20 protein-coding genes, 1 tRNA gene and 1 other RNA gene are annotated in these 24,803 nt (G+C 57.8%); 9 read left to right on the top strand and 13 right to left on the bottom strand.

Annotation, left to right across the window (positions count from 1 at the left end):
* Nucleotides 1-4: 4 nt before the first annotated feature.
* From AC127K_RS13375 to AC127K_RS13335, 9 genes are all read right to left on the bottom strand, one after another.
* On the bottom strand, nucleotides 5-346 hold the full coding sequence (locus AC127K_RS13375) for a YbaB/EbfC family nucleoid-associated protein (protein ID WP_483720950.1): 342 nt from the start codon (nucleotides 344-346) through the stop codon (nucleotides 5-7).
* A 61-nt stretch (nucleotides 347-407) separates the two neighbouring features.
* Complete coding sequence (gene dnaX / locus AC127K_RS13370; protein WP_483720949.1) at nucleotides 408-2,141, bottom strand: DNA polymerase III subunit gamma/tau; 1,734 nt, start codon at nucleotides 2,139-2,141, stop codon at nucleotides 408-410.
* A 121-nt stretch (nucleotides 2,142-2,262) separates the two neighbouring features.
* An RNA gene (ffs, locus tag AC127K_RS13365) (signal recognition particle sRNA small type) lies at nucleotides 2,263-2,361 on the bottom strand.
* A 109-nt stretch (nucleotides 2,362-2,470) separates the two neighbouring features.
* Nucleotides 2,471-4,888, bottom strand: coding sequence for a homocysteine S-methyltransferase family protein (locus tag AC127K_RS13360; protein ID WP_483720948.1), 2,418 nt, complete (start codon nucleotides 4,886-4,888; stop codon nucleotides 2,471-2,473).
* A complete protein-coding gene (locus tag AC127K_RS13355; RefSeq protein ID WP_483720947.1) occupies nucleotides 4,878-5,534 on the bottom strand; it encodes a methionine synthase in 657 nt (218 codons plus the stop codon). Before AC127K_RS13355 ends, AC127K_RS13360 begins: the two co-directional genes overlap by 11 nt.
* A 21-nt stretch (nucleotides 5,535-5,555) precedes the next feature.
* Nucleotides 5,556-6,419: a methylenetetrahydrofolate reductase gene (locus AC127K_RS13350; protein ID WP_294540825.1), complete on the bottom strand. Its 864-nt coding sequence runs from the start codon at nucleotides 6,417-6,419 to the stop codon at nucleotides 5,556-5,558.
* A gap of 85 nt (nucleotides 6,420-6,504) precedes the next feature.
* On the bottom strand, nucleotides 6,505-7,527 hold the full coding sequence (locus AC127K_RS13345; protein WP_483720946.1) for a ComEC/Rec2 family competence protein: 1,023 nt from the start codon (nucleotides 7,525-7,527) through the stop codon (nucleotides 6,505-6,507).
* Nucleotides 7,520-10,660 (bottom strand): DNA translocase FtsK, encoded by a 3,141-nt coding sequence (locus AC127K_RS13340; protein ID WP_483720945.1) that lies wholly within the window; start codon nucleotides 10,658-10,660, stop codon nucleotides 7,520-7,522. The genes AC127K_RS13345 and AC127K_RS13340 overlap by 8 nt, the downstream gene beginning before the upstream one ends.
* A 170-nt stretch (nucleotides 10,661-10,830) precedes the next feature.
* Complete coding sequence (locus tag AC127K_RS13335; protein WP_294540831.1) at nucleotides 10,831-11,559, bottom strand: ClpP family protease; 729 nt, start codon at nucleotides 11,557-11,559, stop codon at nucleotides 10,831-10,833.
* Nucleotides 11,560-11,755: 196 nt separating this feature from the next.
* Between AC127K_RS13335 and AC127K_RS13330 the strand changes: the two genes are divergently transcribed.
* The 5 genes from AC127K_RS13330 to AC127K_RS13310 all read left to right on the top strand — a co-directional run bounded on the left by AC127K_RS13330 (nucleotide 11,756) and on the right by AC127K_RS13310 (nucleotide 16,923).
* Nucleotides 11,756-12,406 carry a redox-sensing transcriptional repressor Rex gene (locus AC127K_RS13330; protein WP_483720944.1) on the top strand — a complete coding sequence of 217 codons (651 nt, stop codon included), beginning with the start codon at nucleotides 11,756-11,758 and terminating at the stop codon, nucleotides 12,404-12,406.
* A gap of 93 nt (nucleotides 12,407-12,499) precedes the next feature.
* The gene (locus AC127K_RS13325) at nucleotides 12,500-13,105 is read left to right on the top strand and encodes a thymidine kinase (protein WP_294540835.1); all 606 of its coding nucleotides are present in this window, start codon (nucleotides 12,500-12,502) and stop codon (nucleotides 13,103-13,105) included.
* 477 nt (nucleotides 13,106-13,582) lie between these two features.
* Nucleotides 13,583-14,944: an ABC transporter substrate-binding protein gene (locus AC127K_RS13320; RefSeq protein WP_483720943.1), complete on the top strand. Its 1,362-nt coding sequence runs from the start codon at nucleotides 13,583-13,585 to the stop codon at nucleotides 14,942-14,944.
* Between the two features lie 180 nt (nucleotides 14,945-15,124).
* Nucleotides 15,125-16,033 (top strand): carbohydrate ABC transporter permease, encoded by a 909-nt coding sequence (locus AC127K_RS13315; RefSeq protein ID WP_294540839.1) that lies wholly within the window; start codon nucleotides 15,125-15,127, stop codon nucleotides 16,031-16,033.
* Nucleotides 16,034-16,053: 20 nt separating this feature from the next.
* Nucleotides 16,054-16,923, top strand: a complete 870-nt coding sequence (locus AC127K_RS13310) for a carbohydrate ABC transporter permease (protein WP_483720942.1) — start codon at nucleotides 16,054-16,056, stop codon at nucleotides 16,921-16,923.
* Nucleotides 16,924-17,093: 170 nt separating this feature from the next.
* On the opposite strand, the gene AC127K_RS13305 is transcribed toward AC127K_RS13310, so the two are convergent.
* Nucleotides 17,094-17,957 carry an AraC family transcriptional regulator gene (locus AC127K_RS13305; protein WP_294540852.1) on the bottom strand — a complete coding sequence of 288 codons (864 nt, stop codon included), beginning with the start codon at nucleotides 17,955-17,957 and terminating at the stop codon, nucleotides 17,094-17,096.
* A 116-nt stretch (nucleotides 17,958-18,073) separates the two neighbouring features.
* Here AC127K_RS13305 and AC127K_RS13300 point away from each other — a divergent pair, with 116 nt between their 5' ends.
* From AC127K_RS13300 to AC127K_RS13285, 4 genes are read left to right on the top strand one after another with little or no spacing between them, the layout of a single operon-like run.
* On the top strand, nucleotides 18,074-19,630 hold the full coding sequence (locus AC127K_RS13300) for a glycoside hydrolase family 28 protein (protein ID WP_483720941.1): 1,557 nt from the start codon (nucleotides 18,074-18,076) through the stop codon (nucleotides 19,628-19,630).
* Between the two features lie 19 nt (nucleotides 19,631-19,649).
* Nucleotides 19,650-20,825 (top strand): glycoside hydrolase family 88/105 protein, encoded by a 1,176-nt coding sequence (locus AC127K_RS13295; RefSeq protein WP_483720940.1) that lies wholly within the window; start codon nucleotides 19,650-19,652, stop codon nucleotides 20,823-20,825.
* Between the two features lie 17 nt (nucleotides 20,826-20,842).
* Nucleotides 20,843-21,676: a sugar phosphate isomerase/epimerase family protein gene (locus AC127K_RS13290; RefSeq protein WP_483720939.1), complete on the top strand. Its 834-nt coding sequence runs from the start codon at nucleotides 20,843-20,845 to the stop codon at nucleotides 21,674-21,676.
* A 5-nt stretch (nucleotides 21,677-21,681) separates the two neighbouring features.
* Nucleotides 21,682-22,650 (top strand): pectinesterase family protein, encoded by a 969-nt coding sequence (locus AC127K_RS13285; protein ID WP_483720938.1) that lies wholly within the window; start codon nucleotides 21,682-21,684, stop codon nucleotides 22,648-22,650.
* 116 nt (nucleotides 22,651-22,766) lie between these two features.
* On the opposite strand, the gene AC127K_RS13280 is transcribed toward AC127K_RS13285, so the two are convergent.
* The 3 genes from AC127K_RS13280 to pepT form a co-directional block, all read right to left on the bottom strand.
* The gene (locus AC127K_RS13280) at nucleotides 22,767-23,099 is read right to left on the bottom strand and encodes a hypothetical protein (protein WP_483720937.1); all 333 of its coding nucleotides are present in this window, start codon (nucleotides 23,097-23,099) and stop codon (nucleotides 22,767-22,769) included.
* 204 nt (nucleotides 23,100-23,303) lie between these two features.
* Nucleotides 23,304-23,379 (bottom strand) — tRNA-Gly (locus AC127K_RS13275).
* A gap of 59 nt (nucleotides 23,380-23,438) precedes the next feature.
* Nucleotides 23,439-24,662, bottom strand: a complete 1,224-nt coding sequence (gene pepT, locus AC127K_RS13270) for a peptidase T (protein WP_483720936.1) — start codon at nucleotides 24,660-24,662, stop codon at nucleotides 23,439-23,441.
* Between the last annotated feature and the right edge of the window lie 141 nt (nucleotides 24,663-24,803).

Below are 24,803 nucleotides of genomic sequence, written 5' to 3'. Positions count from 1 at the left end.
CCTCTCAGCCCAGGCCGGGGATATTCATGCCACCGGTCATCTTGGACATTTCTTCTTCCGAATCCTTATCCACCGCAGCGACTGCACTGTTGACAGCCGCGGCGATCAGGTCTTCCAGCATCTCGATATCATCCGGGTCCACGGCCTCCGGCTTGATCTTGACGGCAGTGACCTCATGTTTGCCGGTCATGGTCACAGTGACCATTTCGCCGCTGGCGCTGCCGATATACTCACGGGCTTCGAGTTCGGCCTGCTTGGCACGGATGTCATCCTGCATTTTCTGGACCTGGCGCATCATGGCCTGGGGGTCGGGACGGCCGTAGCCTTTGGGAAGTCTTGCTTTCATGGAAATATCTCCTTTGTTGTTTATCTTTGCCGGTTAGGGCTGACGGCATTCCTGCCGGGGATCACTTTTCTTCTACCTGCACATCCACGCCCAGGGCCTGCATCTGACGGATGGTATCATCCACAGAGACCTTCGGCTGTCCATCGTCCTCTGTCTGTGGTTTTTCATAAGGACCGATGGAATAGCTCTGGTGCGTAACCTGATAAATCAATTCTTTGATCTGTTTGGAAGCTTCCTTGTTTTTGCGGATATAATCCCGGAATGCATCACTGCATTCAAAGAGCACCCGCCGTCCATCACAGTAAGCGCGGGTCCCCTGCAGGAAAGAATTGAGCAGCGGATCATTTTCAGACATGAGTTCCAGCACTGCCGACCATTGTGGAAAGGGCTGGATGGGGCCGGCGGGCACAGAGGGCCTGGGCCGGGACTTTTTGGGGGCCGAAACTGCCGTCTGGGCCGGTACCGGCTGAGGCTGGGGATCCAGCGGCGGCAGTTCTGGCTGCAGAAAAGCAGGCTCACCTTCCTCCACCGGCGGAACTTCGGTTTGGACCGGCGGAGCACTTGGCTGCACCACCGGCGGTACCGGATGGCTTTGCTGGGGTTGGGTATTTTGGACTACCGGCGGCATCGCGTAAGACGGAGCCGGCTGGGCTGCCGCAAAGGGCTGGGGCGCAGCAGGCACCACAGCAGCAGTAACCGTTGGCTGTACCGGCGCAGCGTCCGGCTGGGTCAGGGAAAAGACCGCCAGTTCCAGTTCAATGCGCTGATCGGTGCCCCGGGCCATTTTTTCCAGTGCAGAGCCGAAAGCGTTGATGGCCCGCACCGCATCCCGCTGGGGAAAATCCTTGCGGGCTGTGTAGGCAGCTTCTTCTTCCGGGGAAGTACCGGTAAGCAGCTTTTCACCCCCGGGCAGAGCGCACAGCATCAGGTTACGATAGTGTCCGGCCAGTTCCATGCACAGCCGGCGCATATCCACCGACTGCTGACGCAGCTGGGCAATCTCCTGCAAAGCGGTCACTGAATCACCTTTGGCGATGGCATCGCTGATTTCAAACAGATATTGCCGGTCGGTAACGCCGGCCATACGGCGGACAAGAGCCTCATCCACCGTGTTGGACACGCCGGCGCAGGTATCCAGAATGGAGAGCGCATCACGCATGGCGCCGTCCGCCAGACGGCCGATGAGTTCGGCGGCGCCGGGGTCCAGTTCGATCTTTTCCTCCCCGGCCACATACAAAAGGCGGCCCGCAATATCAGCGGCCGTGATGCGCTGGAAGTCGTACCGCTGGCAGCGGGACAGGATGGTGGCCGGAACCTTCTGCACCTCGGTGGTGGCCAGAATGAAGATCACATGCTCCGGCGGTTCCTCCATGGTCTTGAGCAGCGCATTGAAGGCAGAGGTAGACAGCATGTGCACCTCGTCGATGATATAGACCTTGTACTTGCACATGGCAGGCAGGTAGGCGGTCTCATCCCGCAGGTCACGGATATCATCCACGCTGTTGTTGGAGGCCGCGTCGATCTCCGAAATATCCAGCACACTGCCGTCGTCCACACCCTTGCATACAGCGCATTCGCCGCAGGGCTCCGGGCTGGAGGTATCCAGGCAGTTGACCGCCTTGGCAAAAATCTTGGCACAGGTGGTCTTGCCGGTGCCGCGGGTGCCGGTGAACAGGTAGGCATGGCCGATACGTCCGGCTGCGATCTGGTTCTGCAGCGCAGTCACAATGGCCTGCTGGCCGACCACATCGGCAAAACGGCGGGGACGCCACTTGCGGTACAACGCGCGATACATGCCAAACACCTGCCTTTGTCAAAATAGAGAAGAACGGCACAACCGCCATGCACGGCCATGACCATAACACAAAACGGACAGGGCCGCGCGGGTGTGCCCCGCGGTTGTGCTGTTTTGCATACGGATGCAGGCTTGCCGCAGCACCGGGGCGCCAACGCTTAATGCTGCTCGGTTCCCCGCCTGACATGGTTCACGCGGTCCCCGCGCACGGGGCCCACATCCGTATGCAAAACAGCGCAAAGTGCCCTGTCCGCTTTTGTTATTATACATGATTTGTGCGTCGAATGCAAGAGGTTCCCGCTCTCCTGCCCCATTTCACCGGCAGAAGTTCACAGCGCCTCAAACAGCTGTTTGGCATAGTCGGCGCTGGCCTTGGCGTCCCTGGCGTAGAAATCCGCCCCGATCTGCTCGGCAAAGGAGGGTGTGAGCACCGCGCCGCCTACCATGACCTTGCAGGGCAGGTTTGCCTTGTGCAGCTCCTCAATGGTGGCCTGCATGCTGGGCACGGTGGTGGTCATCAGAGCCGAAAGCCCCACCAGCGGCGCACCGGTTTCCCGCACGGCCTGGACCACCCGCATGGGGTCCACATCCCGGCCAAGGTCGGTGACTTCGTAACCGTAGTTTTCCAGCACCACACGCACAATATTCTTACCGATATCGTGGATATCTCCCTTGACGGTAGCCAACACGATCTTGCCCTTGCTGACGCTCTGCTGCCCGCTGTTGGCAATGGCCGTCTTGATGACATCAAAGGCTGCCTGAGCGGCAGTAGCTGCCTGCAGCAGCTGAGGCAGGAACAAAGTACCTTTTTCAAAACCGTCCCCCACCGTGTCCAAAGCCGGAATCAGGGACAGATTTACCACGTCCAGAGGTTCCCGGCTCAGCAGGGCCTGTTCGGCCGCCGTCCGGGCTTCCTTCTTGAGTCCGCGGCGTACGGCATCAGCCAGCGGGTCCTCATTGCCGGAAGTTTCAGACGCCGCCGGTGTTGCGGCAGCGGGAGTCGCCTTCACGGTCTGTACAGTCTGGGTCTGCTGTCCGGCATAGGCCTGGACATAATCGGCACACTGGGCATCCTGGACGGTGAGCACCCGGAAGGCCCGCACAGCAGCCATCATCTCCGGCGTGTTGGGGTTCATGATGGCCAGATCCAGTCCGGCCTGCATGGCCAGGGTCAGGAAGGTGGTGTTCATATACCCACGGCAGGGCAAACCGAAACTGATGTTGGACACGCCCAGTACGGTGCGCACTCCCAGTTCCCGCTTGCACAGTTCCATAGCCTTGAGGGTCTCTGCAGCGGAGGCCTGCTCGGCGGAGACGGTGAGGGTCAGGCAGTCGATATATACATCTTCCCGGGGGATCCCGACGGCATCTGTGGCCGCCACGATCTTTTGGGCCACTGCAAACCGACCTTCCGCCGTCTTGGGGATGCCGTTCTCATCCAGGCACAGCCCTACCACAGCAGCACCGTACTTTTTGCACAGGGGCAAAATGGCTTTCAGGGACTTTTCCTCCCCGTTGACCGAGTTGACGATGGGTTTGCCGTTGTAGATGCGCAGGGCCCGTTCCAGGGCGGAAGGGTCGTTGGAATCCAGCTGCAAAGGCAGGTCGGTGACAGCCTGCAGCTCACGCACCAGCATTTCCAGGGTGGCGGCCTCATCAATACCGGGCAAGCCGGCATTCACATCCAGCACCTGGGCACCGGCTTCCGCCTGGGCCACAGCCTGGGCACAGGCATAGCCGCTGTCCCCTTCCCGCAAAGCCTGCTGCAGCCGCTTTTTGCCTGTGGGGTTGATGCGCTCGCCCACCACGGTGATGCCTTCCACCTCCACGCAGCGCACGGGGGTGCACAGACGGCTGCGGCGCACGGGGATCTTCTGAGCCAGGGTCAGCTCCGCAAAGGCGGCGCGGAGTTCCCGGATATATTCGGGGGTGGTACCGCAGCAGCCGCCCACCATGGAAATGCCCGACGCCGCATAGGGCAGCATCTGCTCCACAAAGCCGTCGGCGGTCAAATCATAGCTGCCATCCGGGTTGGGCAGACCTGCATTGGGCTTGACGAATACCGGCATACCCGCAGGCACCACCCGGCACAGCCGTTTGGCGAAGGGCAGGATTTCGTCCGGGCCGAGAGAGCAGTTGATACCCACGGCATCCACGCCCAGGCCCGCCGCCGTAATGCCGAAGCTTTCCACCGTGCAGCCGGTAAAGGTACGGCCCCGGCTTTCAAAGCTCATGGAGGCCAGCACCGGCAGGGTGCTGTTTTCTTTGGCGGCCAGAACGGCGGCTTTCAGCTCATACAGATCGGTCATGGTCTCAATGACGATGAGGTCCGCTCCGGCCTGCACCCCCGCCTGCACAATCTGCGCAAATCGGGCGCAGGCATCCTGAAAAGAAAGGGTGCCGGTGGGGGCCAAAAGTTCCCCCAAAGGTCCGATGTCCAACGCCACCAGAGCCCCGTAAGGCTGGGCGGCCCGACGGGCACAGGCAATGGATGCTTCAATGGTCTGGGCAGCGGTATAGCCCGTACCTGCCAACTTTTGTTCATTGGCGCCGAAAGTGTTGGCATACAGGATGTCAGCCCCTGCGGCGGCGTATTCCCGGTGGATTTCCTCCAGGGTATCGGGCATCAGAAAGGCCGCCAGTTCCGGCTTCTGACCGGGCTGCAGGCCCCGCTTCTGCAATTGGGTGCCAAGACCGCCATCCAGAAATACAAAGCGGCGGCGGGCAAAAATTTCCTCAATCGTCACAGGTCATTCCCCTCTTTCGATAAGCACAGGTTTCGCGCAGCAGACAATGGCCGCATCCGGCCCGGGCACCGGTGACCGGGTGGTCAGCGGTCCCCAGAATGGCCGTCACGCTCTTGCGCGGAGTCAGCAGATGCTGGGGCGTGACCGCCAGCCCCAGCCCCCGCACCGTGTCCAGTGCCAGACAAAGATCATGCTGCAAGGTCAGCGGGCAGTCGCCGTACCCGGGCGAATACCGCCCGGTAAGCCACAGGCCCTGGCTCCTGGCCCAGCGGCGGGCCTCTGCCTCCACATCATCACACAGGCCATCCATAGCCGCGGAAGCGGTGGCGTCCACCGCCGCTCCAAGAGCAATATCCGAAAGTTCCAGGCGGCGGATAAGGGCGTCCGCCCCGCTGCCCATGGTCACGGCCATGAGCACCAGGCCGCTGCAGCCCTGCAGATGTCGGGCCAGATCGGTACCTGCATCCCGCAGGTCCAGGGCCCGGGGCGGCAGAGTGCGCCACACGCCCCGGGGCGTGGCAGCGTGCCGCAGAAGTGTTTCAGCTTCATCCAGCAGGCCGGTCGTGGCTTCATCGGGAGTCCAGCCGGCGGCGCCCAGATAGCGCAGCACGGTGCGGCGGTCCGCCGCATGGTAGGCAAGTTCCATGGCTTGTTTTACGCTGCCCTCTTACAGCAGATCGCGGATGCCCTCGTACACGGCCACCGCCACTTCGGGATCATTCATAGCGTACAGATGCACACCGTCGGCGCCGCCTTCGATCAGGTCCCGCATCTGGTTGACGGCATACTCAATGCCAGCCTTGCGCAGAGATTCGGGATCATCCTGCCAGCGGGAAATCATCCGGGTGAAGGCGGAAGGCAGACTGGCACTGGACAAAGCCACGGTGCGCTCGATCTGGGAACGGCGCACGATGGGCATGACCCCTGCCGACACAGGCAGCGTAACACCGGCACGACGGGCCAGATTGAGGAAGCGGTAGAATTTTCCGTTATCAAAGAAAAGCTGGGTCAGCAGATGGGATGCGCCTGCCTCCTGCTTATAACGCAGATTCTCCACGTCGGCGGCCAGACTGGGCGCCTCTGGATGTCCTTCCGGGTAGCAGGCTGCATGGATGTCAAACTCCGGCTTGGTCTGCCACACAAAGGCGGCCAGATCACTGGCGTGGTGGAAGTCCGGGCTTTCGGGGCGGGCGGGGGTCCGATCGCCCCGCAGGGTCAGCACGTTGCGCACGCCGGCTTCGTCCAGTTCCTCCAACAGAGCGGCGGCCTTGGCCCGGTCACTGCCCATGCACAGAATATGGGCCAGAGGCTCCACACCCAGTTCGTTTTTCAGGAAGCGGGCCACCTCCACGGTGGAGACGCCGCCGGTAGACCCGCCCGCACCATATGTGACACTGATGAAATCGGGATGCAGGGTCTCCATGGTGCGCAGGGCGTCCTTCATGCTTTCAAAACGGACACTCTGTTTCGGGGGAAAGCATTCAATGGAAAAAACACAGGGTTTGCGTTTGAACATCTGTGAAATGAGCATGGTTTGTTTCTCCTTTGCCTGTATGGCGAAAATGCGGCCCGCCCGCAAACCAGTGCGGACAGGGCCGGAATGATTGGGAAAGGACTTATGCAGCGGGCGCCAGAGGTTCTTCTGTTTCCGCACCGGAAGAGGCAGTCACCTGCCAGCTCCCATCGGCATTTCCGGTCACAGCAATGGTCCCCTGCTCGTCGGTGCGCCAGACCTCCACGCCGTTCTGGGCAAATCGGTCCAGCACTTCCTGATGGGGATGGCCGTAATCATTGTTCAATCCGCAACTGACCACAGCCAGCTGCGGGTTCACAACAGACAGCAGCGTCTGGGTATTGGAGGTATTGGACCCGTGATGGCCCGCTTTGAACACGGTGGAGGGAAGGTCAAAAGCTGCCGTCAGGACAAGTTCCTCCTCTGCGTCCGCCTCGGCATCGCCGGTACACAGGAAAGAAAACTTTCCCAGTTCATAGCGCACGCACAGCGAGATGTCGTTAAGGTTCACATCTTCCCCGTCTTCCGGGATGAGTCCGGCATACAGTACGGTAAGAGTTCCCTCCCCGATAGTCTGCTGCCATCCCTGTTCAGCCTGCACGCAGGGAGTGCCGGTGTCCTGGGCAGCCTGAAGCACCCGGGCAAGAAGCCCGCTTTCGGTATCTGCTACCGAAAGATCTGGCAGAAGCAGCGTCCCCACCTCAAAGTTTTCCAGCACATCTTCCATGCCGCCGATATGATCCGCATGAGGATGGGTCATGACCACCAGATCCAGTTTCTGCACGCCGGTGGCCCACAGATCGTCCACCAGGGTATCTGCACTTTGCTGGGTGCCGGCATCAATGAGGCAGTAACTGCCGCCGGAGGCGATGAGCACGGAATCCCCCTGCCCCACATCCCAGAAGGTCACGACGGCCTGCCCTTCCTGCGGAGTTTGGGAAACATAAGAATCGGAACCAATCCCGAAGAATTCATAAAGCTCGGACCAGGCCGGCAAAATGCCTTGTCCGCCATATGTATCAATGGCCCAGGACCCCACCGCCAGTGCCACGGCACAAAGCACGCCGATTATCACGGCGCGGGTGGTGAGTTCCGGGGTGCGGCCATCGCCGCCCCGCTTAGCCATTGTCGTACCCGGCAGAGAGTTTGCGTTCCTGCCACTGGGCCTGGGTCACCAGGACAGCACGGGGTTTGGCGCCCTCGTAAGGTCCGATGACGCCCTCCTGTTCCATCTGGTCCATGATGCGTGCCGCCCGGGCATACCCCAGCTTGCAGCGGCGCTGCAGCAGACTGGTGGAGGCCTGTCCGGCTTCGATCACGCACTCCACTGCCTGCTCGAACATGGGATCACGGGTATTGTCCCCGTCGTCGGAGTCCGCTCCCTTGCCGCCCTTTTCGGCCACGGCACGGCGTTCCATTTCAGCAATCATCTCTTCATCATACTGTTCGGAGCTGGTGGACTTGATGAAGTTCAGCACGGCGCTGATTTCCTCATCGGTGACATAGGTGCCCTGCACGCGGACAGGCTTGGCCGCGCCCACCGGCAGGAAAAGCATATCGCCGTTGCCCAGCAGTTTTTCCGCACCGCCAGAGTCCAGGATGGTTCGGGAGTCGATCTGGCTGGAAACCGCAAAGGCGATGCGGCTGGGAATGTTGGCCTTGATCAGGCCGGTGATGACGTCCACACTGGGACGCTGGGTGGCCACGATCAGGTGGATACCGGCAGCACGGGCTTTCTGGGCAATGCGGCAGATATAATCTTCCACTTCCTTGCCCGCCACCATCATCAGGTCGGCCAGCTCGTCAATGATGATGGCGATATAGGGCAGATGCTCCATATCGGGATGCTGTTTGGCAAGCTTGTTGTAACTCTTGATATCGCGGACGTTGTTTTCAGCAAAGAGCTTGTAGCGGCGTTCCATCTCCGCCACCGAGGCTCCCAGTGCCCCCGCTGCCTTGCGGGGTTCGGTGACAACCGGCATGAGCAGATGGGGAATGCCGTTGTACTCGGCCAGTTCCACCACCTTGGGGTCAATGAGGATCAACTTGACATCCTCCGGCCCGGAACGGAACAAAAAACTGATGATGATGGAGTTGACACACACCGACTTACCACTGCCGGTAGAACCGGCGATAAGCAGATGGGGCATCTTGCACAGGTCCGCCACCTGGGCCTGACCGGCAATATCCTTGCCCAGAGCCATGGTCAGGGGGCTGCGCATATTGATATAGTTCTGTGCCTCGAAGACGCTGCGGATGTTGACGGTGGTGCGGATCTTGTTGGGCACCTCGATGCCCACAGCCGGTTTTCCGGGGATGGGAGCTTCGATACGAACTCCGGCGGTAGCCAGGTTCAGGGCAATATCGTCGGCCAGACTGGTGATGCGGCTGACCTTGATGCCGGCCTGGGGCTGCAGTTCGTACCGGGTAACCGAAGGTCCGCGGCAGATGTCCAGGATCTTGGTCTTGACGCCAAAGCTGTCCAGCGTATTGACCAGAACATCGGCGTTGCGTTTCATTTCCCGCACCGCACCGCTCTCATCCTCCGGACGGTTGGCATTGAAAAGATTTAAGGAGGGATAGCAGTAAGGCTGATGCTCCTTCTGCAGCAGATCCAGCGCTTTGGCTTCCGGGGTCTGTGTAATGGGGACCGGACTGGAAATGGGAGCCGAAGCCGAATTGCCGACCTCCGTGCTGACTCGCAGGCGTCCGACAGGTGCAGGCTGGTTGGCTGGCAGCGACACCGATGCCACCGCTGCCTGCTGGGCAGTCATGGGCACGGGCTCCTGCTTCTGGGTCAGCAAATCCGACACAGGAATGCCGGCATTCCATGCTGCCGTAGCCGGATCAACCAGCACGTTGTCATCATCAAAACTGCCGCCCAGAGTGGGGATCACCGCAGTCTTGGGCTGCGGCGGTACTGCCGGCTGCTGCGCCTGGACCGGCGGCTGAGAAAGATCCAGCGTTGTGGCAAAGGATTCTTCCGGTTCCGGCAAATCCAGGTGCACTTCGGAAGAAACATCCTGATGCACCGCCGTGCGGGGTGCCGGACTGCTCATAGCCCGACTGATCAGGGCATCCAGCTCACTCTCACTGGCCTGCACCACCTCCGGTTCTTCCTCCTGGGCATCCAGATGAAGTTCAAAATCTTCTTCCGGCTCCGGCTCGGGCATCGGTGCCTTGGCGGGAGCCGGCGTTTTTTTGCGTCCCAGCTGCTCCAACGGGTCCAGTCCGAAGGTTCCGCCAGGTCCGATAACCACTTTCTCCAGCGGATCATGATTGACCGCATTTTCCAGCGCGCGAGTGGATGCATCCGGTCCCAGATCCACATCAAAATCCGGCCGGTAGACCGGCGGTGCGGCGGGACGAGTCTTGGCCGCAGGCTGCTGCGCCGCCTGCGGTGCGGAAGCATTCTGGCGGGCTTTTTCCTCCTGTTCCAGGTAAGGCTCCACATCAAATGCCGGATGCTGTGCCGGCTGCGGCTGCCGCGGCAGCGTACCGGTCAGATTTTCCAGCGGTTCTTCTTCCGGACTTTGGCCGAACAACTGCGTATCGTAGGCTGTTGCCTCGGCGCGGCGGGCGGCCTGGGTGTCTTCGTACTTCTGCATGGTCTGGTTGATGAAGCGCACCACATCCGCCGGGGTCAGCGCAAAGAAGACCATCAGTCCCATGGCAAAAAGCAGCAGCATAACGATGTTGGCCCCCGGACGGCCGAGCAGAGAAAGCAACAGCGCGCCCGCACTGCCCAGTACGCCGCCGGACCAGAACCGGGTATATCCCCAGTTATACAGCATCTTGATAATATCCCACGCTGTGGATTCATGAACTGCAAACTTGGAAAACACCACCGGAACACTGGCGCCGACCACGCCCATCAGGACCATCTTGGCCACAAAAACGCCCACACGGTACCCGGATGCCACCAGGTATGCCAGATACAGCAAGAAGGGACCGAGAATATAGGTCATGATGCCGAACACACCGAACAGTGCATTGCGCATCAGAAGCCAGAAATCCTGTCCGCGGACCAGCACCAGCGCGATAACCAGCAGCCCCAGCCCCGCCAGCAGCACGCTGCGGCCAAGGTTCTGGGTTTCGGCCCGACGCTGGGCCCGACGCGACGGCTGCTTGTGCGCCGCAGCGGAAGAGCGGCCCTTGTTGCTTTTGCTGCGGGATCCGCTTTTGCTTTTGGACGAGCCGGACGAGCGCGAGGACGAGGACGAACGATAGGTCGATTTGCCTGACCTTGAACTTGCCATCTTACCATACTCCTCTATGTATTTTCAGCCTTCACCCGGCCGGAACCGACCGGCGGCACCACGCAGGAGCGTGGAATGCCGTTGACTATGTAATGGGGCAAACTGCCCCTTATAGCATATAGGTTATTCTAGCACGAAACAGGGCGGTTGTAAAACCCCCGCAAGAGATTTTACGTTTCGGGATTTCTGTATCTGCCTTTTGGTGTGCGGCCGGATTCGATCTCTTTATAGAGGTAGCGCAGGGCATCATCCAGCCCGCCCAGAGAGTCGATCAGCCCCTCCTCCACCGCCTGCTGTCCGTTGAGCACTGTGCCCATATCCATAACCAGTTCTCCGGTATTGTGCATGAGCTGGGTAAAGCGTTTGGCCGAAATGGCCGAGTGCCCCGCCACAAATCCCACAATACGTTCCTGCATCTGTTCGAAGTAGCGCAGGGTCTGCGGGACCCCCAGCACCATGCCAGAATGCCGGACCGGATGCACCGTCATGGTGGCGGTGGGCACAATAAAGCTGTGCCGCGCCGACACTGCCAGCGGAATCCCGATGGAATGGCCGCCTCCCAGAACCAGCGTGGCACTGGGTTTGCTGACCCCGGCAATAAGTTCCGCCAGCGCCAGCCCTGCCTCCACGTCCCCTCCCACCGTGTTCAGGATGACCAGAAGACCCTCTATGGATGGGTCTTCCTGAATATCCACCAGCAGCGGGATCACATGCTCGTACTTGGTGGTTTTCTGGTTATCAGGTGCCAGTGTGTGGCCCTCAATGGTACCAATGACCGTCAGGCAATGGATGGCGTGGCGGCCCCGGGTGGTTTCGATCAGGCCGGATTCAGCAATGAGATCATTTTTCAGCCGTGCCTGCTCCGCCGGCTCCGACGACTGCGCAGATTGTTTTTTCATGAAGCAGTTCCCCTTTCTTTGGTCAGATGCCTGTTTTCAGTATAGCCAGACCGGAGGGCAAATATTTTTTATTGCGATACACAGCGGTTTGTTTTGTAAGTGTTAGATAAAAATTTGACAATCTTAGGGAAACACATTATACTTTTTCCATAGAATAGACAGGGCACAGTGTGGTGCCACAACAATGAGGGGGCGTATGACATTGGCCACACAAAACAAAGCCTCCCTGCCGGTGATCAAACGGTTGCCAAAATATTACCGTTATCTGAACAATCTGGCAGCGGAGGGCCGGGACAAGATCTCTTCCAGTGAGCTGGCCCGCATGATGGGCACGACCGCCAGCCAGGTACGGCAGGACTTCAACTGTTTCGGCGGGTTCGGACAGCAGGGCATCGGGTATAAGGTGGATGTACTTCTGGCAGAGATCAGCAAGCTGTTGTTTGGGGACGGCGAACTCCTGCCCACCATTCTGATCGGTGCCGGTCGTCTGGGCACTGCGGTTTCCAGTTTTATTTCCCGTGATACCAACGGGTATCGCCTTCTGGCGGTGTTCGACATCAACCCCGATCTGATCGGCAAGGAGATGGCCGGCGTTCCCATTCACGCACTGGATGAGCTGGAATCTTTCTGTGCCAAGAACAAGCCGGTGGTGGCGGTCCTGTGTGTGCCGCGTCAGAGTGCCACCGAACTTTCGGGAGAACTGGTCCGCTTGGGAATCCAGGGATTCTGGAACTTCAGCCATTATGACATGTCGGTGGAATATCCCGATGTCACAGTGGAAAATGTACATCTGGGCGACAGCCTGATGAGCCTGGGCTACCGGTTGCGCAACCGGGACGAATCTTGAATCATAATCACGCGGTAGAACGGGCGCGGCCAATTGACCGCGCCCCTTGTTTGGTCCCCGGATCGGACTGCACCGCCAACGGAGAAATGTAAGATGGCAAAATTGTATTTTCGTTACGGCGCCATGAACAGCGGCAAAACCACCGCCTTGCTGCAGGTGGCTTTCAATTACAAAGAGCGCGGTATGCGGGTTCTGATTCTGAAAGCCAGCATCGACACAAAGGGCGGCGACCACATTGTTTCCCGTCTGGGTGTCAGCTGTAAAGTGGACAAGCTTGTCACCCCAGAAATGAACATTCTGGATGAGGTGCGTGCGGATGCCGAAGCTCACGGAAAACCGGCCTGTGTACTGTGCGATGAGAGCCAATTTTTCACGCCGGAGCAGGCGGAGCAGTTGTTCCTGGTGACAGTGGACCTGGGAATCCCGGTCATCTGCTACGGGCTGCGCGCTGATTTCATGCTGCGTGGTTTTCCCGGCTCCACGCGCCTGCTGGAACTGGCCCACTCCATCGAAGAGATGAAAACCATCTGTGCCTGCGGCCGCAAAGCCATGTGCAACGGACGCAAAGTAAACGGACAGTTCGTGTTTGAAGGGGCACAGGTGGCCATTGATACCGTAGACAACGTGGAATATGAAAGCCTTTGTCCCCAATGCTGGTACCGGGAGTACCGTGCTTTTCTGAAGCGCACCCACAAATAAAAAGAGCATTTTTGCGGAGCATTACAGTCGTTTTCTGGCCCCCGACGTGCAAAATATGTGCGCCGGGGGTCATCTTTGTTTCTGTGCGCATTTTTTGCACGCCGTTTTGCCCATACGAATCATTTTTGCGCTTTGATATATGTTTCTATTTTTTCCATTTTGTTTTCGCACTATGTCGATGATAGATGCATTTTGTTGAATTGTTTTGTTTATTTTATCTTTTTGCATCTTTGTTCTTCATTTTTGTTCCTTTTTGTGAATTGCCATTTTGCATAATCAGCGGTAACAAAGATAGTATATTTTGACATATGCACCAATTACTCTCCGAAAACTAGGGCAAATAATGCGCGCTTTTTATGAGGACGAACACAATCCGATATTTTTTTGTTGTAAAAGTTTTGCTATCATAATGACGTTGGGCAGGCCGCGGGGTTCCCGCACCTGTTATGTGATTTATAGCTATAGGAGGAAAAAACAATGAAAAAGGCGATTGCACTTGCACTGGCCGGCGTGATGAGCGTTGGTCTGCTTGCGGGCTGCGGCAGCACCGGCAGCTCTTCGTCGGCCAGCACCGGCACCGACGCCGCCACTGGCGAAACTTCCACCACCTCTTCCGGCGACGGCAGCCTGTCGATCAGCTGGTGGGGCGGCGACAGCCGTCACACTGCGTATCAGAATGCTCTGGCTGCGTTCACCGAGGAAACCGGCATCCAGGTTGACACCCACTACGGTGCCTGGTCCGGCTGGGAAGATCAGACTTCCGCCGCTCTGTATTCCGGCAACGCCGAAGATGTCATGCAGGTCAACTGGAACTGGCTGAGCCAGTACAGCGGCGATGGCAGCAAATTCGTCGACCTGAATGAGTATTCCGACATCATTGATCTGTCCCAGTTCCCGCAGAGCACCCTGGATGCCTGCACGGTAGCCGGCAAGCTGCAGGCCCTGCCTGTGTCCATGACCGGCCGTATCTTCTACTGGAACATGAACACCTTCAAGGAAGCCGGCATTGAGGAAGTTCCTTCTACGCTGGATGACCTGTACGCTGCAGGCGAAGCCTTCAAGACCAAGCTGGGCGACGACTATTATCCCCTGGCCATGGGCGAATACGACCGCATGCTCCTGATGACCTTCTACCTGGAAAGCACCTATGGCAAGCCCTGGGTGGAAGACAACACCCTGCAGTACACCGTGGAAGAGATTGCCACCGGCATTGATTTCATCCAGAGCCTGGAAGACAACCACGTCATTCCCAGCCTGCAGACCATGAACGCGGCCGGCATCGACGGCAACAACTCCATCGACAAGAGCGAGCAGTGGATCAACGGCATGTACGCCGGCATCTTTGAATGGGATTCTTCCGCCACCAAGTACAAGGGCTCCCTGGCCGATCCTTCCGGCTTCACCGTCGGCAACGAGATCAAGTTTGGCGACAAGGCCAACGGCGGTTTCTCCAAGGTTTCCATGGGTCTGGCCATCACCGAGACCTGCCAGGATAAGGAAGCTGCCGCGCAGCTGATCAACTTCCTGCTGAACGGCGACGGCGCCGGCATCATGGGCTCCGAGTGCGGCATTCCCAACTCCGCTTCCGGTCTGGCCGCTGCGGAAGCCGCTGGTGCGGTGGATGAACTGGTTCTGGAAGCCAACACCAAGGTCATGCAGTTCGTCGACTTCCAGCTCGCCCCCACCTATGAGAGCAACGATCTGAAGGCCAACCCCGGCGGTGTTTACACCGACGTGTTCGGCGGTTACAGCTACGGCGAGTACACCGACTCCACCGAAGCTGCTACCGATCTGTATGACGGCGTGACCGAAGCTCTGGAAGATGCCGCCAAGGGCTGATCTTCCTTTCTGAATCTGTAAGCCAGCCTGCGCCGGCCCCCACGATTTGATACCAACCGAACGGGGGCCGGCGCTCTTACTGATATTCACTTCTGAACAAATCATGAACACGGCGGCCTACATGCCGCCAAGGACATCGGGCCCCGCCCCGCAAACATCTTTCGCAAAGGAGGCACTTGAATGAGCACCGCATCTGCACCCGTCAGACGTTCGCCGTTCAAAAAATGGTGTGACCAAAACACCGGCTTGTTCTTCCTGATTCCCTGGATTCTGGGTTTCCTTATTTTTAAGTTCTATCCGTTCGCCAGCTCCCTGTATTACAGCTTCACGGACATGAACTTCTTCAAGGGCATCCGTGAATACGGAATCATGAACTACATCGATATTTTCACCGAGAAGGAGACCCGCACCGCTCTGCTGATTACCTTCAAGTACGCGTTCATCACCGTGCCGCTGAAGCTGGTTTTCGCGCTGTTCATCGCATACATCCTGAACTTCAAGATCAAGTTCGTGAACCTGTTCCGCACCGTGTACTACATTCCGTCCATTCTGGGCGGTTCCGTGGCCATTGCTGTGCTGTGGCGTGCCCTGTTCCGTGACACCGGCGTCATCAACACCATGCTGGGCTTCTTTGGAATTCAGGGTCCCGACTGGCTGGCTGACCGTACCTGGGCGCTGTTCATCATCTGCCTGCTGCGTGTGTGGCAGTTCGGTTCCGCCATGGTGCTGTTCCTGGCTGCCTTGAAGGGCGTCTCGGTGGATTTGTATGAGGCTGCCACCATCGACGGTGCCTCCAAGACCCGCCAGTTCTTCTCCATCACCGTCCCCATGATCACCCCCGTTATCTTCTATAACCTGGTCACTCAGATTGCCCAGGCGTTCCAGGAGTTCAACGGCCCGTACATCATCACCGGCGGCGGTCCCCGCAATTCCACGACCCTTGTCGCCCTGCTGGTGTACAACTACGCCTTCAAGGAGAACGAGATGGGCATGGCCTGTGCTCTGGCCTGGGTCATGTTCGTGATCGTTATGGTGCTGACCGTCATCGCCTTCAGCAGCCAGAAGCACTGGGTCTACTACGCTGACTAAGGACGAAGGAGGAATCGAAAATGACACCCATGAAACTTGAAACCCGGCATAAGATTGCCAGATTCTTCCAGTATTTTGTCCTGATCGTGGTCGGCTTTGTGATGATCTATCCCCTGCTGTGGATGATCGGCGCCACCTTCAAGAGCAATGCGGAGATTTTTACCGGCATCGGCTTTATCCCCACCAATCCCACCCTGGACGGTTATGTGGCTGCCGTGACCCAGAACTACGGCGGCGACATCAACATCTGGCGTGCTTTCCTGAACACCTACAGCTATGTGATTCCCAAGGTCATCTTTACGGTGATCTCTTCGGTCATCGCCGCTTACGGTTTCAGCCGCTTCAAATTCAAGGGCCGGGACATCCTGTTCAGCATCATGATCTCCACCCTGTTCCTGCCTCAGGTCGTCCTGAACGTGCCGCAGTACCTGATGTACAACACCTTCGGATGGATCAACAGCCCGCTGTATCTGCCCCTGTGGGTTCCCACTCTGTTTGCCACCGAGACCTACTTCGTGTATCAGCTGGTGCAGTTCATGCGCAGCATTCCTCACGATCTGGACGAAGCCGCTTCCATTGACGGCTGCGGTCCCGTGAAGATCCTGTACAAAATTATCTGCCCCATGCTCTCCCCCTCCCTGGTGGCCTGCGGCCTGTTCCAGTTCATGTGGAGCTGCAACGACTTTATGGGTCCTCTGCTTTATGTAACCACCCCCACCAAGTATCCCATGTCCATCTTCGTCAAGCTGTCCATGGACGGCGACGCCGGTTTCAACTGGAACCGGATCCTGGCTTTGTCCCTCATTTCCATCATCCCGCAGCTGGTCGTCTTCTTCTGCGCACAGGATGCCTTCATTGACGGCATCGCGGCCGGCAGCGTCAAGGGTTAAACACTTTTTGAAAACCCGGTAGTTATCCGATCAGGATGCAAGCTGCCCCGTACCGCTTGAAACAAAGGGGTACGGGGCAGTTGATTTTGAAAACAACGCGCCTTATTGGCTCTTACAATAAAAAAGCGCCGCGCTGTATGGCGCGGCGGTTTGTGGGTTCTTATCTTCTTTCAGTTGCCCTTGTTCACCCGCTTGAAATATTGGCGGTACTGCTGGGGCGAAAGTCCGGTGGCATCCTTGAACACCCGACGGAAATGGGCACTGGTCATGAATCCGGCCTTTTCCGCCACAGTGGAAATGCTGTCATTGGTCTTTTCAATCAGACTCTGGGCTGCCTTGATGCGAACACCGTTGATGTATTCGATGAGACTCAGGTTGATGGTCTTCTTGAACAAGCGGCTGAGATAATACGGGCTGATATAGAACTGGCTGGCGATGCCGGTCAGGGTCAGCTTTTCGGCGTAATGTTCGGCAATGTAGCTCTGGATCTGGTCCACGATACGGTTGGTCACACGACCATTGTCCCCGCCCAGCTCTTTCTGTGTTTCGCACATTTTTTGCAGTTGGAGGAGTAAGGTGGCCAGGAGCATTTTCCGTGCGGCATGGCTTTCCGGCTCTTCCCCCTGAATGGCGATAAGCTGCTGCAGGACCGAGTACACATAGTTCTGCTGCTTCACCGTAATATTGCTGAGCAGGTGGTTTTCCTCCTGCCCCAGAAAGGTGAAAAAGTCCAGTTCCGGAAAGGCATCCACCACTTCCTGCAGATACTCCGCACTGAAGTTGCAGACGATGCGGCTGGAAGGGCCATCCCCCACCGACCCGGTTTTGTGGATCTGATTTTCGCCGATCATGATCACACTGCCGGCGTTCACAATGTAAGCAGCATCTTCGATGAAATAGCGGCGGGTGCCCTCTACTTCATAGTAAATCTCATACTTGTGATGGGTGTGGAAAGTGGACATTTCATAGTTGGTCTCATACCCCACATACTCAATGAAAAAGTCCACATGGGGAGAATAGGTATATTCACGCACCAAAATCACTTCTCTCCTTGTGCCCGCTGACGAACTGCGGTTCTTTTTTGTCGTTTTCTAAACCATAGCACAAATTTTGCTAATTTGCAAATCATTTTTCAATCGGGAGGTCCCCCATGCAAATCAAGCTTCTTCGCGCCATGACACGCAGCGCCGTGTTTGAACTGTGCAACGAAAGTTGCTACTACTCCCCCACGCCGTTTACCGTCCTTTTGAACGGTTCGTCCGTTCTGCAGGAATGCAAAACGAATGTTTTTTCCGTGTATGGGCTGGAGCCCGGGCACGACTACACTGTTTGTGTGCAGGACGGCACGGGGCAGGGAGAACTCTCCTTTCAGACCCAGGCGGAGAGTTTCTTTGTGGATGCTTCCCGCTACGGTCTGGCCGGAGACGGCGTGACCGACGACACCGCCAAATTGCAGGCAGCCATTGCCACCTGCCCTCCGGGGGGCACCGTCTATGTGCCGGCCGGCACCTATCGCACCCAAAGCCTGTTCCTGCGCAGCCAGATCACGCTGTACCTGGAAAAGGGCTGCACCCTGCTGGGCGGCACCGACCGGAGCCAATACCCGATCCTTCCGGGGGTCCTTCCCTGCTGTGACGAGGTGAGCGAGTGCTATCTCGGCACCTGGGAGGGCAATCCCCTGGATTGCTTTGCAGGACTCATCAATGTGATCCATGCGGAGGATGTGGTCATCACCGGCGAGGGGACCATTGATGCCAACGCCCAGTCCGGAGACTGGTACAAAAACGTCCGCGTCCGCCGGGGAGCCTGGCGGCCGCGGCTGTTCTTCACCAGCCACGCAAAGAATGTGGTCCTGCATGGCGTAAAGGTACGCAACAGCTATTCCTGGACCATTCACCCCACCTATTCCCAGGACCTGGATATTCTGGACATCGACATTCTGAATCGGGCGGACAGCCCCAACACCGACGGCATCGATCCGGAAGCCTGCAAAAACGTCAACATCATCGGCAACAATGTGCATGTCGGAGACGACTGCATCGCCCTGAAAAGCGGAAAGGTCTTTATGGGCATGCGGCTGGGCATCCCCTGCGAGAATATCGTCATCCGCAACTGTCTGCTGGATCGCGGACATGGCGGACTGGTTATCGGCAGTGAGATGAGCGGCGGTGTTCGCAACGTCCATGTCGTACAATGCCTGATGAACCGCACCGACCGCGGGTTCCGTCTCAAGACCCGCCGGGGCCGGGGCAAGAATGCCGTCATCGACGGGCTGGTATTCAAAAACATCGAGATGCGCGGTGTGCTGACCCCCTTTGTCATCAACATGTTCTACTTCTGCGATCCCGACGGCAAGACCGACTATGTGCAGAGTCATGACCCCCTGCCTGTGGATGATATGACACCACGCCTGGGCCATTTTCTGCTGGAAAACGTGGTGGCCACCGATGCGGAATACGCCGGCTGCTGGTTCAGCGGTCTGCCCGAACAGCCCATTGAGAGCGTGGAGATGCGCAACGTGAGCATCCGCTTTGCTCCCAATGCAGGCCGCGGTCAGGCAGCCATGATGTGCAACGCGGAACCTTGCAGCAAGCTGGCTATCTGGGCAGAAAATGTACGGCATATACATCTGCATAACGTGCAGATCTCCGGCTATGAGGGAGAGCGTCTGCAATTCCTGCACGTAGGAGAATTCACCGAAGACTGAACACAAGGAGGAAGCAACCATGACCCATGCGGAAATCCTGGACACCCTTGGAAAATATGTTGACTACCTGATTGAGGGCAGCACCGCAGCCGCTCCCCTGTGGAACATTGAGATGGTGCGCAGCGGCAAGCCCAACAAATGGAATTACATTGATGGATGCATGATCACCGCCTGCCTGAGTCTGTACAAAACCACCGGGGATGAGAAATTCCTGACCTTTTCCCGGCATTTTCTGGATTACTTTGTCAAGAGCGGCGGCGTGATCGAGACGTATCGTGTAGACGAATACAATCTGGACAACATCAACCAGGGCAAGAATCTGTTCACCCTGTATGATCTGACCGGCAAGCAGCGGTACCGGGACGCCATCGAAACCATCCGCAGCCAGCTGGAGACCCACCCCCGCACCAGGGAGGGAAATTTCTGGCATAAAAAGATCTATCCCTGGCAGGTGTGGCTGGACGGTCTGTACATGGCTCAGCCGTTTTACATGGAATACGAAACCCGGTTCAACGGTATGAAAGGCTGTCTGGACAGTTATCGCCAGTTCATGAATGTAAAAAAGCTCATGCGGGACCCGGAAACTGGTCTGTACTATCATGGGTACGATGAGAGCCGTCAAATGTACTGGGCCAACCCGGAAACCGGATGCAGCCCCAACTTCTGGCTGCGGGCCATGGGCTGGTTCCTGGTCGCCATGGTGGATGTTCTGGAACGGATGGACGAGCAGCTGTACTATGAATATCGCAGCATCATGGCCATGCTGAAAGACGCCGCCGAAGCCATGGTCTGCTTTCAGGATCCGGATACCGGAATGTTCTGGCAGGTCATTGACAAGCCCGGTATTCCGGGCAACTATCTGGAGACTTCCGGTACGGCTCTGTTTGCCTACGCCATGCTCAAGGGCGTCCGGCTGGGATATCTGCCCAAACGGTTTGCCGCTTACGGAGAGAAAGCCTTCTATGGCACCTGCGACAAATATCTGGGGGTAAGCGCCGACGGCAAACTGCAGCTTTCCGGCATCTGTCTGGTAGCCGGTCTGGGCGGGGCCTCCCATCGGGACGGGAGCCTGGAATACTATTTCAGCGAACCCGTGGTGGAAAATGACGCCAAGGGCGTCGGTCCCCTGCTGCTGGCTTACACTGAAGTGCTGGCAGCAAAAAAAGAGGCCGGTAAAATGGTATCCGAGCCATAATAGGGAGGTCCTGATTCATGGCAGATTTTATTCTGGGCGCGCGCCTGCACGACTACGGTCGGGGAACGCCGGACGAACTGTTCGGCCGTGTGTCTGCCGACGGTTTTGCCGCCGTACAGCTGGCCTATAAGAAATGCATTCCCGACGTAAAAAGTTATGATGATATTACACCGCAGCTGGTGGCCGATACGGTGGCTGCCGGACGCAGGCACAATGTGTGGGTGGCCGTACTTGGTACTTATGTGGAGCTGGCCATCGATGATGAGGAACGCCGTCTGAGCAACGCAGCCGACTTCAAAAGCCAGCTGGCCGTGTGCAAGATGCTCGGCGCAGGCTGTATCGGCACCGAGACCACCAACATGGCTTTGCAGCCAGCCGGCACGACCCGGGAACGGGCACAGTACCTGTTGTGCAAGAGTCTGGAAATGATCCTGCCGGAGGCGGAACGGTTGGGCGTAAATGTGGCAATTGAGCCTGTCAGCTATCACAGCATGAACACCCCTGAAGCCACCCGGCGGATCCTGGACACCATGGCCAGTCCCGCCCTGAAAGTCATCTTTGACGCCGGCAATCTGCTGACCGCCGATGCCGTACAGAATCAGGCGCAGCTGTGGGACCGGGTCGGTTCGCTTCTGGGAGACCGCATCGCAGCCGTTCATTTCAAGGGAGAGGTTTTTGGTCCGGATGGGGCCCATCAATCCGCCAGTCTGGAAGATTCCGTCATTGATTTTGCCAGTGCCTTTCGTATGCTGCGTACTCTGCCTCAGACGCTGCCTGTCCTGCGGGAGGAAGCTGTACCGGCACGCGCTGCCAGTGATATTGCCTTCATGCGGCAGTATTTTGAAGGGTAAAGAAAATGGAACGTACCACAAGAAAAATCGTAACGGTTGCGCAGAATGGCAGCGGCGATTACACCACCCTTTCCGCAGCGGCTGCAGCGCAGGATCCGGCGATTCCGGTACAATTCGTGCTGGAGCCGGGTGTTTATCATGAACGTCCCTTCCTTGAACTGGCGGACTACATCATCACCGGCGCCGGCACGGATAAAACCGTGATCACCGCCGGCGTGGGCGGTCGGGATCCCTGGCCCGGAGAAGCCAAGACCGGAACCTTCCGCAGCTGGACTCTCTTTTTGGGAGGCCAAAGCGCGCGCATGGAACACCTGACGGTGGAGAACACCGCCGGAGATGGAGCATATGCCGGACAGGCGCTGGCCGTGTACGCCGATGCCGCCAGGGTCTGCATGGTGGACGTGGCATTGCACGGGAACCAGGATACCCTGTTCACCGCACCCCTTCCGCTGACCGAGCGGGAAAGAAATGGTTTTCGGGGACCAAGGGAGCACGCGCCCCGTCTGGACACCAAACAGTATTATCGGAACTGCGAGATCAGCGGCAATATCGATTTCATTTTCGGCGGGGCCAATGCTGTTTTTGATGGCTGCCGCATCTTGCCGCTGAAACACAAGAGCGGTATCAGCTACATCACCGCCGCCAGCACACCGAAAGGCAGCCCTGGCTATCTTTTTGCCGGCTGCACCGTGCAGGGTACCTGTCCGAAAGGCAGTGTATATCTGGGGCGGCCCTGGCGCGCTTACGCCCGGGTCTTCTGGCTGGATTGTCAGTTGAGCAGTGAAATCAATCCCGCTGGATGGGACAACTGGAATGACCCCGCCAATGAGACCACTGCGCAATTTGGTGAAAGCGGCTCCTCCGGGCCGGGTGCATCGTCAGGCAGTCGGGCCTTTGGTTCTGTAGATGATCGGGCAGAGACCGCACACATGCAACAAATGCTGCAGGATTTCCGGCGCGACTTCGGCTTTTGATTGCCTCACTTCTATAAAAGTCCTGTAAAAAAGACCGGGCCTCCACGGAGGTCCGGTCTTTCGTGATTACTTGCCGCCTGTTCTATTTATATTAAGGTAGAGGTCTTGGTTTTTCATTACCGGTCAGGCTCACAGTCCAGGATGGAAGGGATATTGGCCCAGCGCTCCGGTTCTGCAGCATAGCGCTCCTTTAACCAGGCAACGGCCGCATCCAGCCCCTCCTGATTTCCTTCAAATTCCGCCTGAGACTGCTTTTCTTCCGCTGTATGCTCCAGGCTCCAGGGACCGGGCCAGACAGTGGCGGTCAGATATTCCACCTTCTTTTTTCCGCTCTCATCGGCCGGATCCGGCTTTTTACCCGGCACAACCAGAAAGCGCATGCCGCCTTCGGCACCGGAATAGGGATTGCCATTATGGAACCAGTGATAAATCGGCAGAGCAAAGGACATGAAAAGGCTTCCTTTCTGTTGGAGGGGTTATCTGAGAAAAGTGTCCCAGAGTCGGAATCAGTCATGGGGTTTCTGGACAAAATTCAGCAGGAGTCTTCATACTCTGTTGCTTCCGGCCGCTCCTGCCAGTATGTCGTTTTTGGTGGTCATACTAAAGGAAAAGCCCTGAACCCGACGTTGCATCGTCTGGTTCGGGGCTTTATTTGGAGCGGGATACGAGTCTCGAACTCGCCACCTACTGCTTGGGAAGCAGTCACTCTACCGGATGAGCTAATCCCGCATCGGTAAATCTGATTATAGCAAACCGATGCGGTTTTGTCAAGCTATGCCCAGCAGGAATCAGGTGCGGTCCTTGTACAGTTCGGCCAGGTTGACCAGCACTTCGGTGGCCTGGTCCATCTTTTCCACCGTGATGCACTCGAAGGGGCCATGGAAGTTGAACCCGCCGGTGCCCAGGTTCGGACAGGGCAGGCCCTTGTAGGACAGGGTCGCACCGTCTGTGCCGCCGCGCACCGGGGCCTCCACCGGTTCCAGACCGGCGGCACGGATGGCCTTGCGGGCATTTTCGATCAGGTGGAAGTGGGGCTTGATCTGCTCCACCATATTGCGGTAGCTGTCCTTCAGGTCCAGTTCCACCGTGCCGGCACCGTACTTTTCATTCAGGCAGTCGGCGATATGCTGCATCTGGGACTTGCGGGCTTCAAAGCGGGCGGCGTCATGGTCACGCACGATGTACCCCAGCTTGGCTTCGGTCACATCGCCCACCATGCTGCACAGGTGGAAGAAGCCTTCATACCCTTCGGTATGTTCCGGGCGGGAGAAGGCCGGCAGGGCGCTGTGATACTCAATCGCAATGTTCTGGGCGTTGCGCATGGTGTTCTTGGCACTGCCGGGGTGAACCGAGAAGCCGTGCACCGTCACCACCGCACCGGCGGCGTTGAAGTTTTCGTAGTTGATCTCGCCCACGTCGTCACCGTCCACGGTATATGCCCAGGCGGCACCGAAGCCCTGCACGTCGAACAGGTCGGCGCCCTGGCCCACCTCCTCATCGGGGGTGAAGGCAATGCAGATCTTACCGTGGGGACGGTTTTCGATCTGCAGGCGTTCCACCATGGTCATGATCTCGGCAACGCCTGCCTTGTCGTCGGCGCCCAGCAGAGTGGTGCCGTCGGCCGTAATGAGGGTCTGGCCCTTCATGGAAGCCAGGAAGGGGAACTCGCTGACCTGCATCACGGCTCCGGTGGCGGGCAGAACCACATCTCCCCCATCGTAGTTTTCATGCAGCTGGGGGTGGACGTTCTCACCGGAAGCGTCCGGGGCAGTATCCATATGAGCGATGAAGCCCAGCCCGGGCGCCTGTTCATAGCCGGCCGTGGCGGGCAGCGTGGCATACACATAGCCATGTTCATCCACACGGGCATCGGCAAGACCCAGGTCCAGCAGTTCCTGCTTCAGAATGTTGGCCAGGTCCAGCTGACGGGCAGTGGTGGGATGGCTGGTGCTGTCCGGATCGGAGGTGGTATACACCTGCGCATAGCGCAGGAAGCGTTCATAAGCACGCATAAACGATATCTCCTTTATTCTTGTACTTTCTAAGCCGCTGCCATTGTAGCACAAAAAGAATCATTTTCCAAGACGGGGGCCTTTTCAAGCTGATACTTTTATGTTAGAATTATGAAGATTATAAAGGCGATTTATGCCGTA

This window comes from Subdoligranulum sp. DSM 23681 (assembly GCF_057005535.1).
This window is presented reverse-complemented; position numbering and strand designations above follow the sequence as displayed.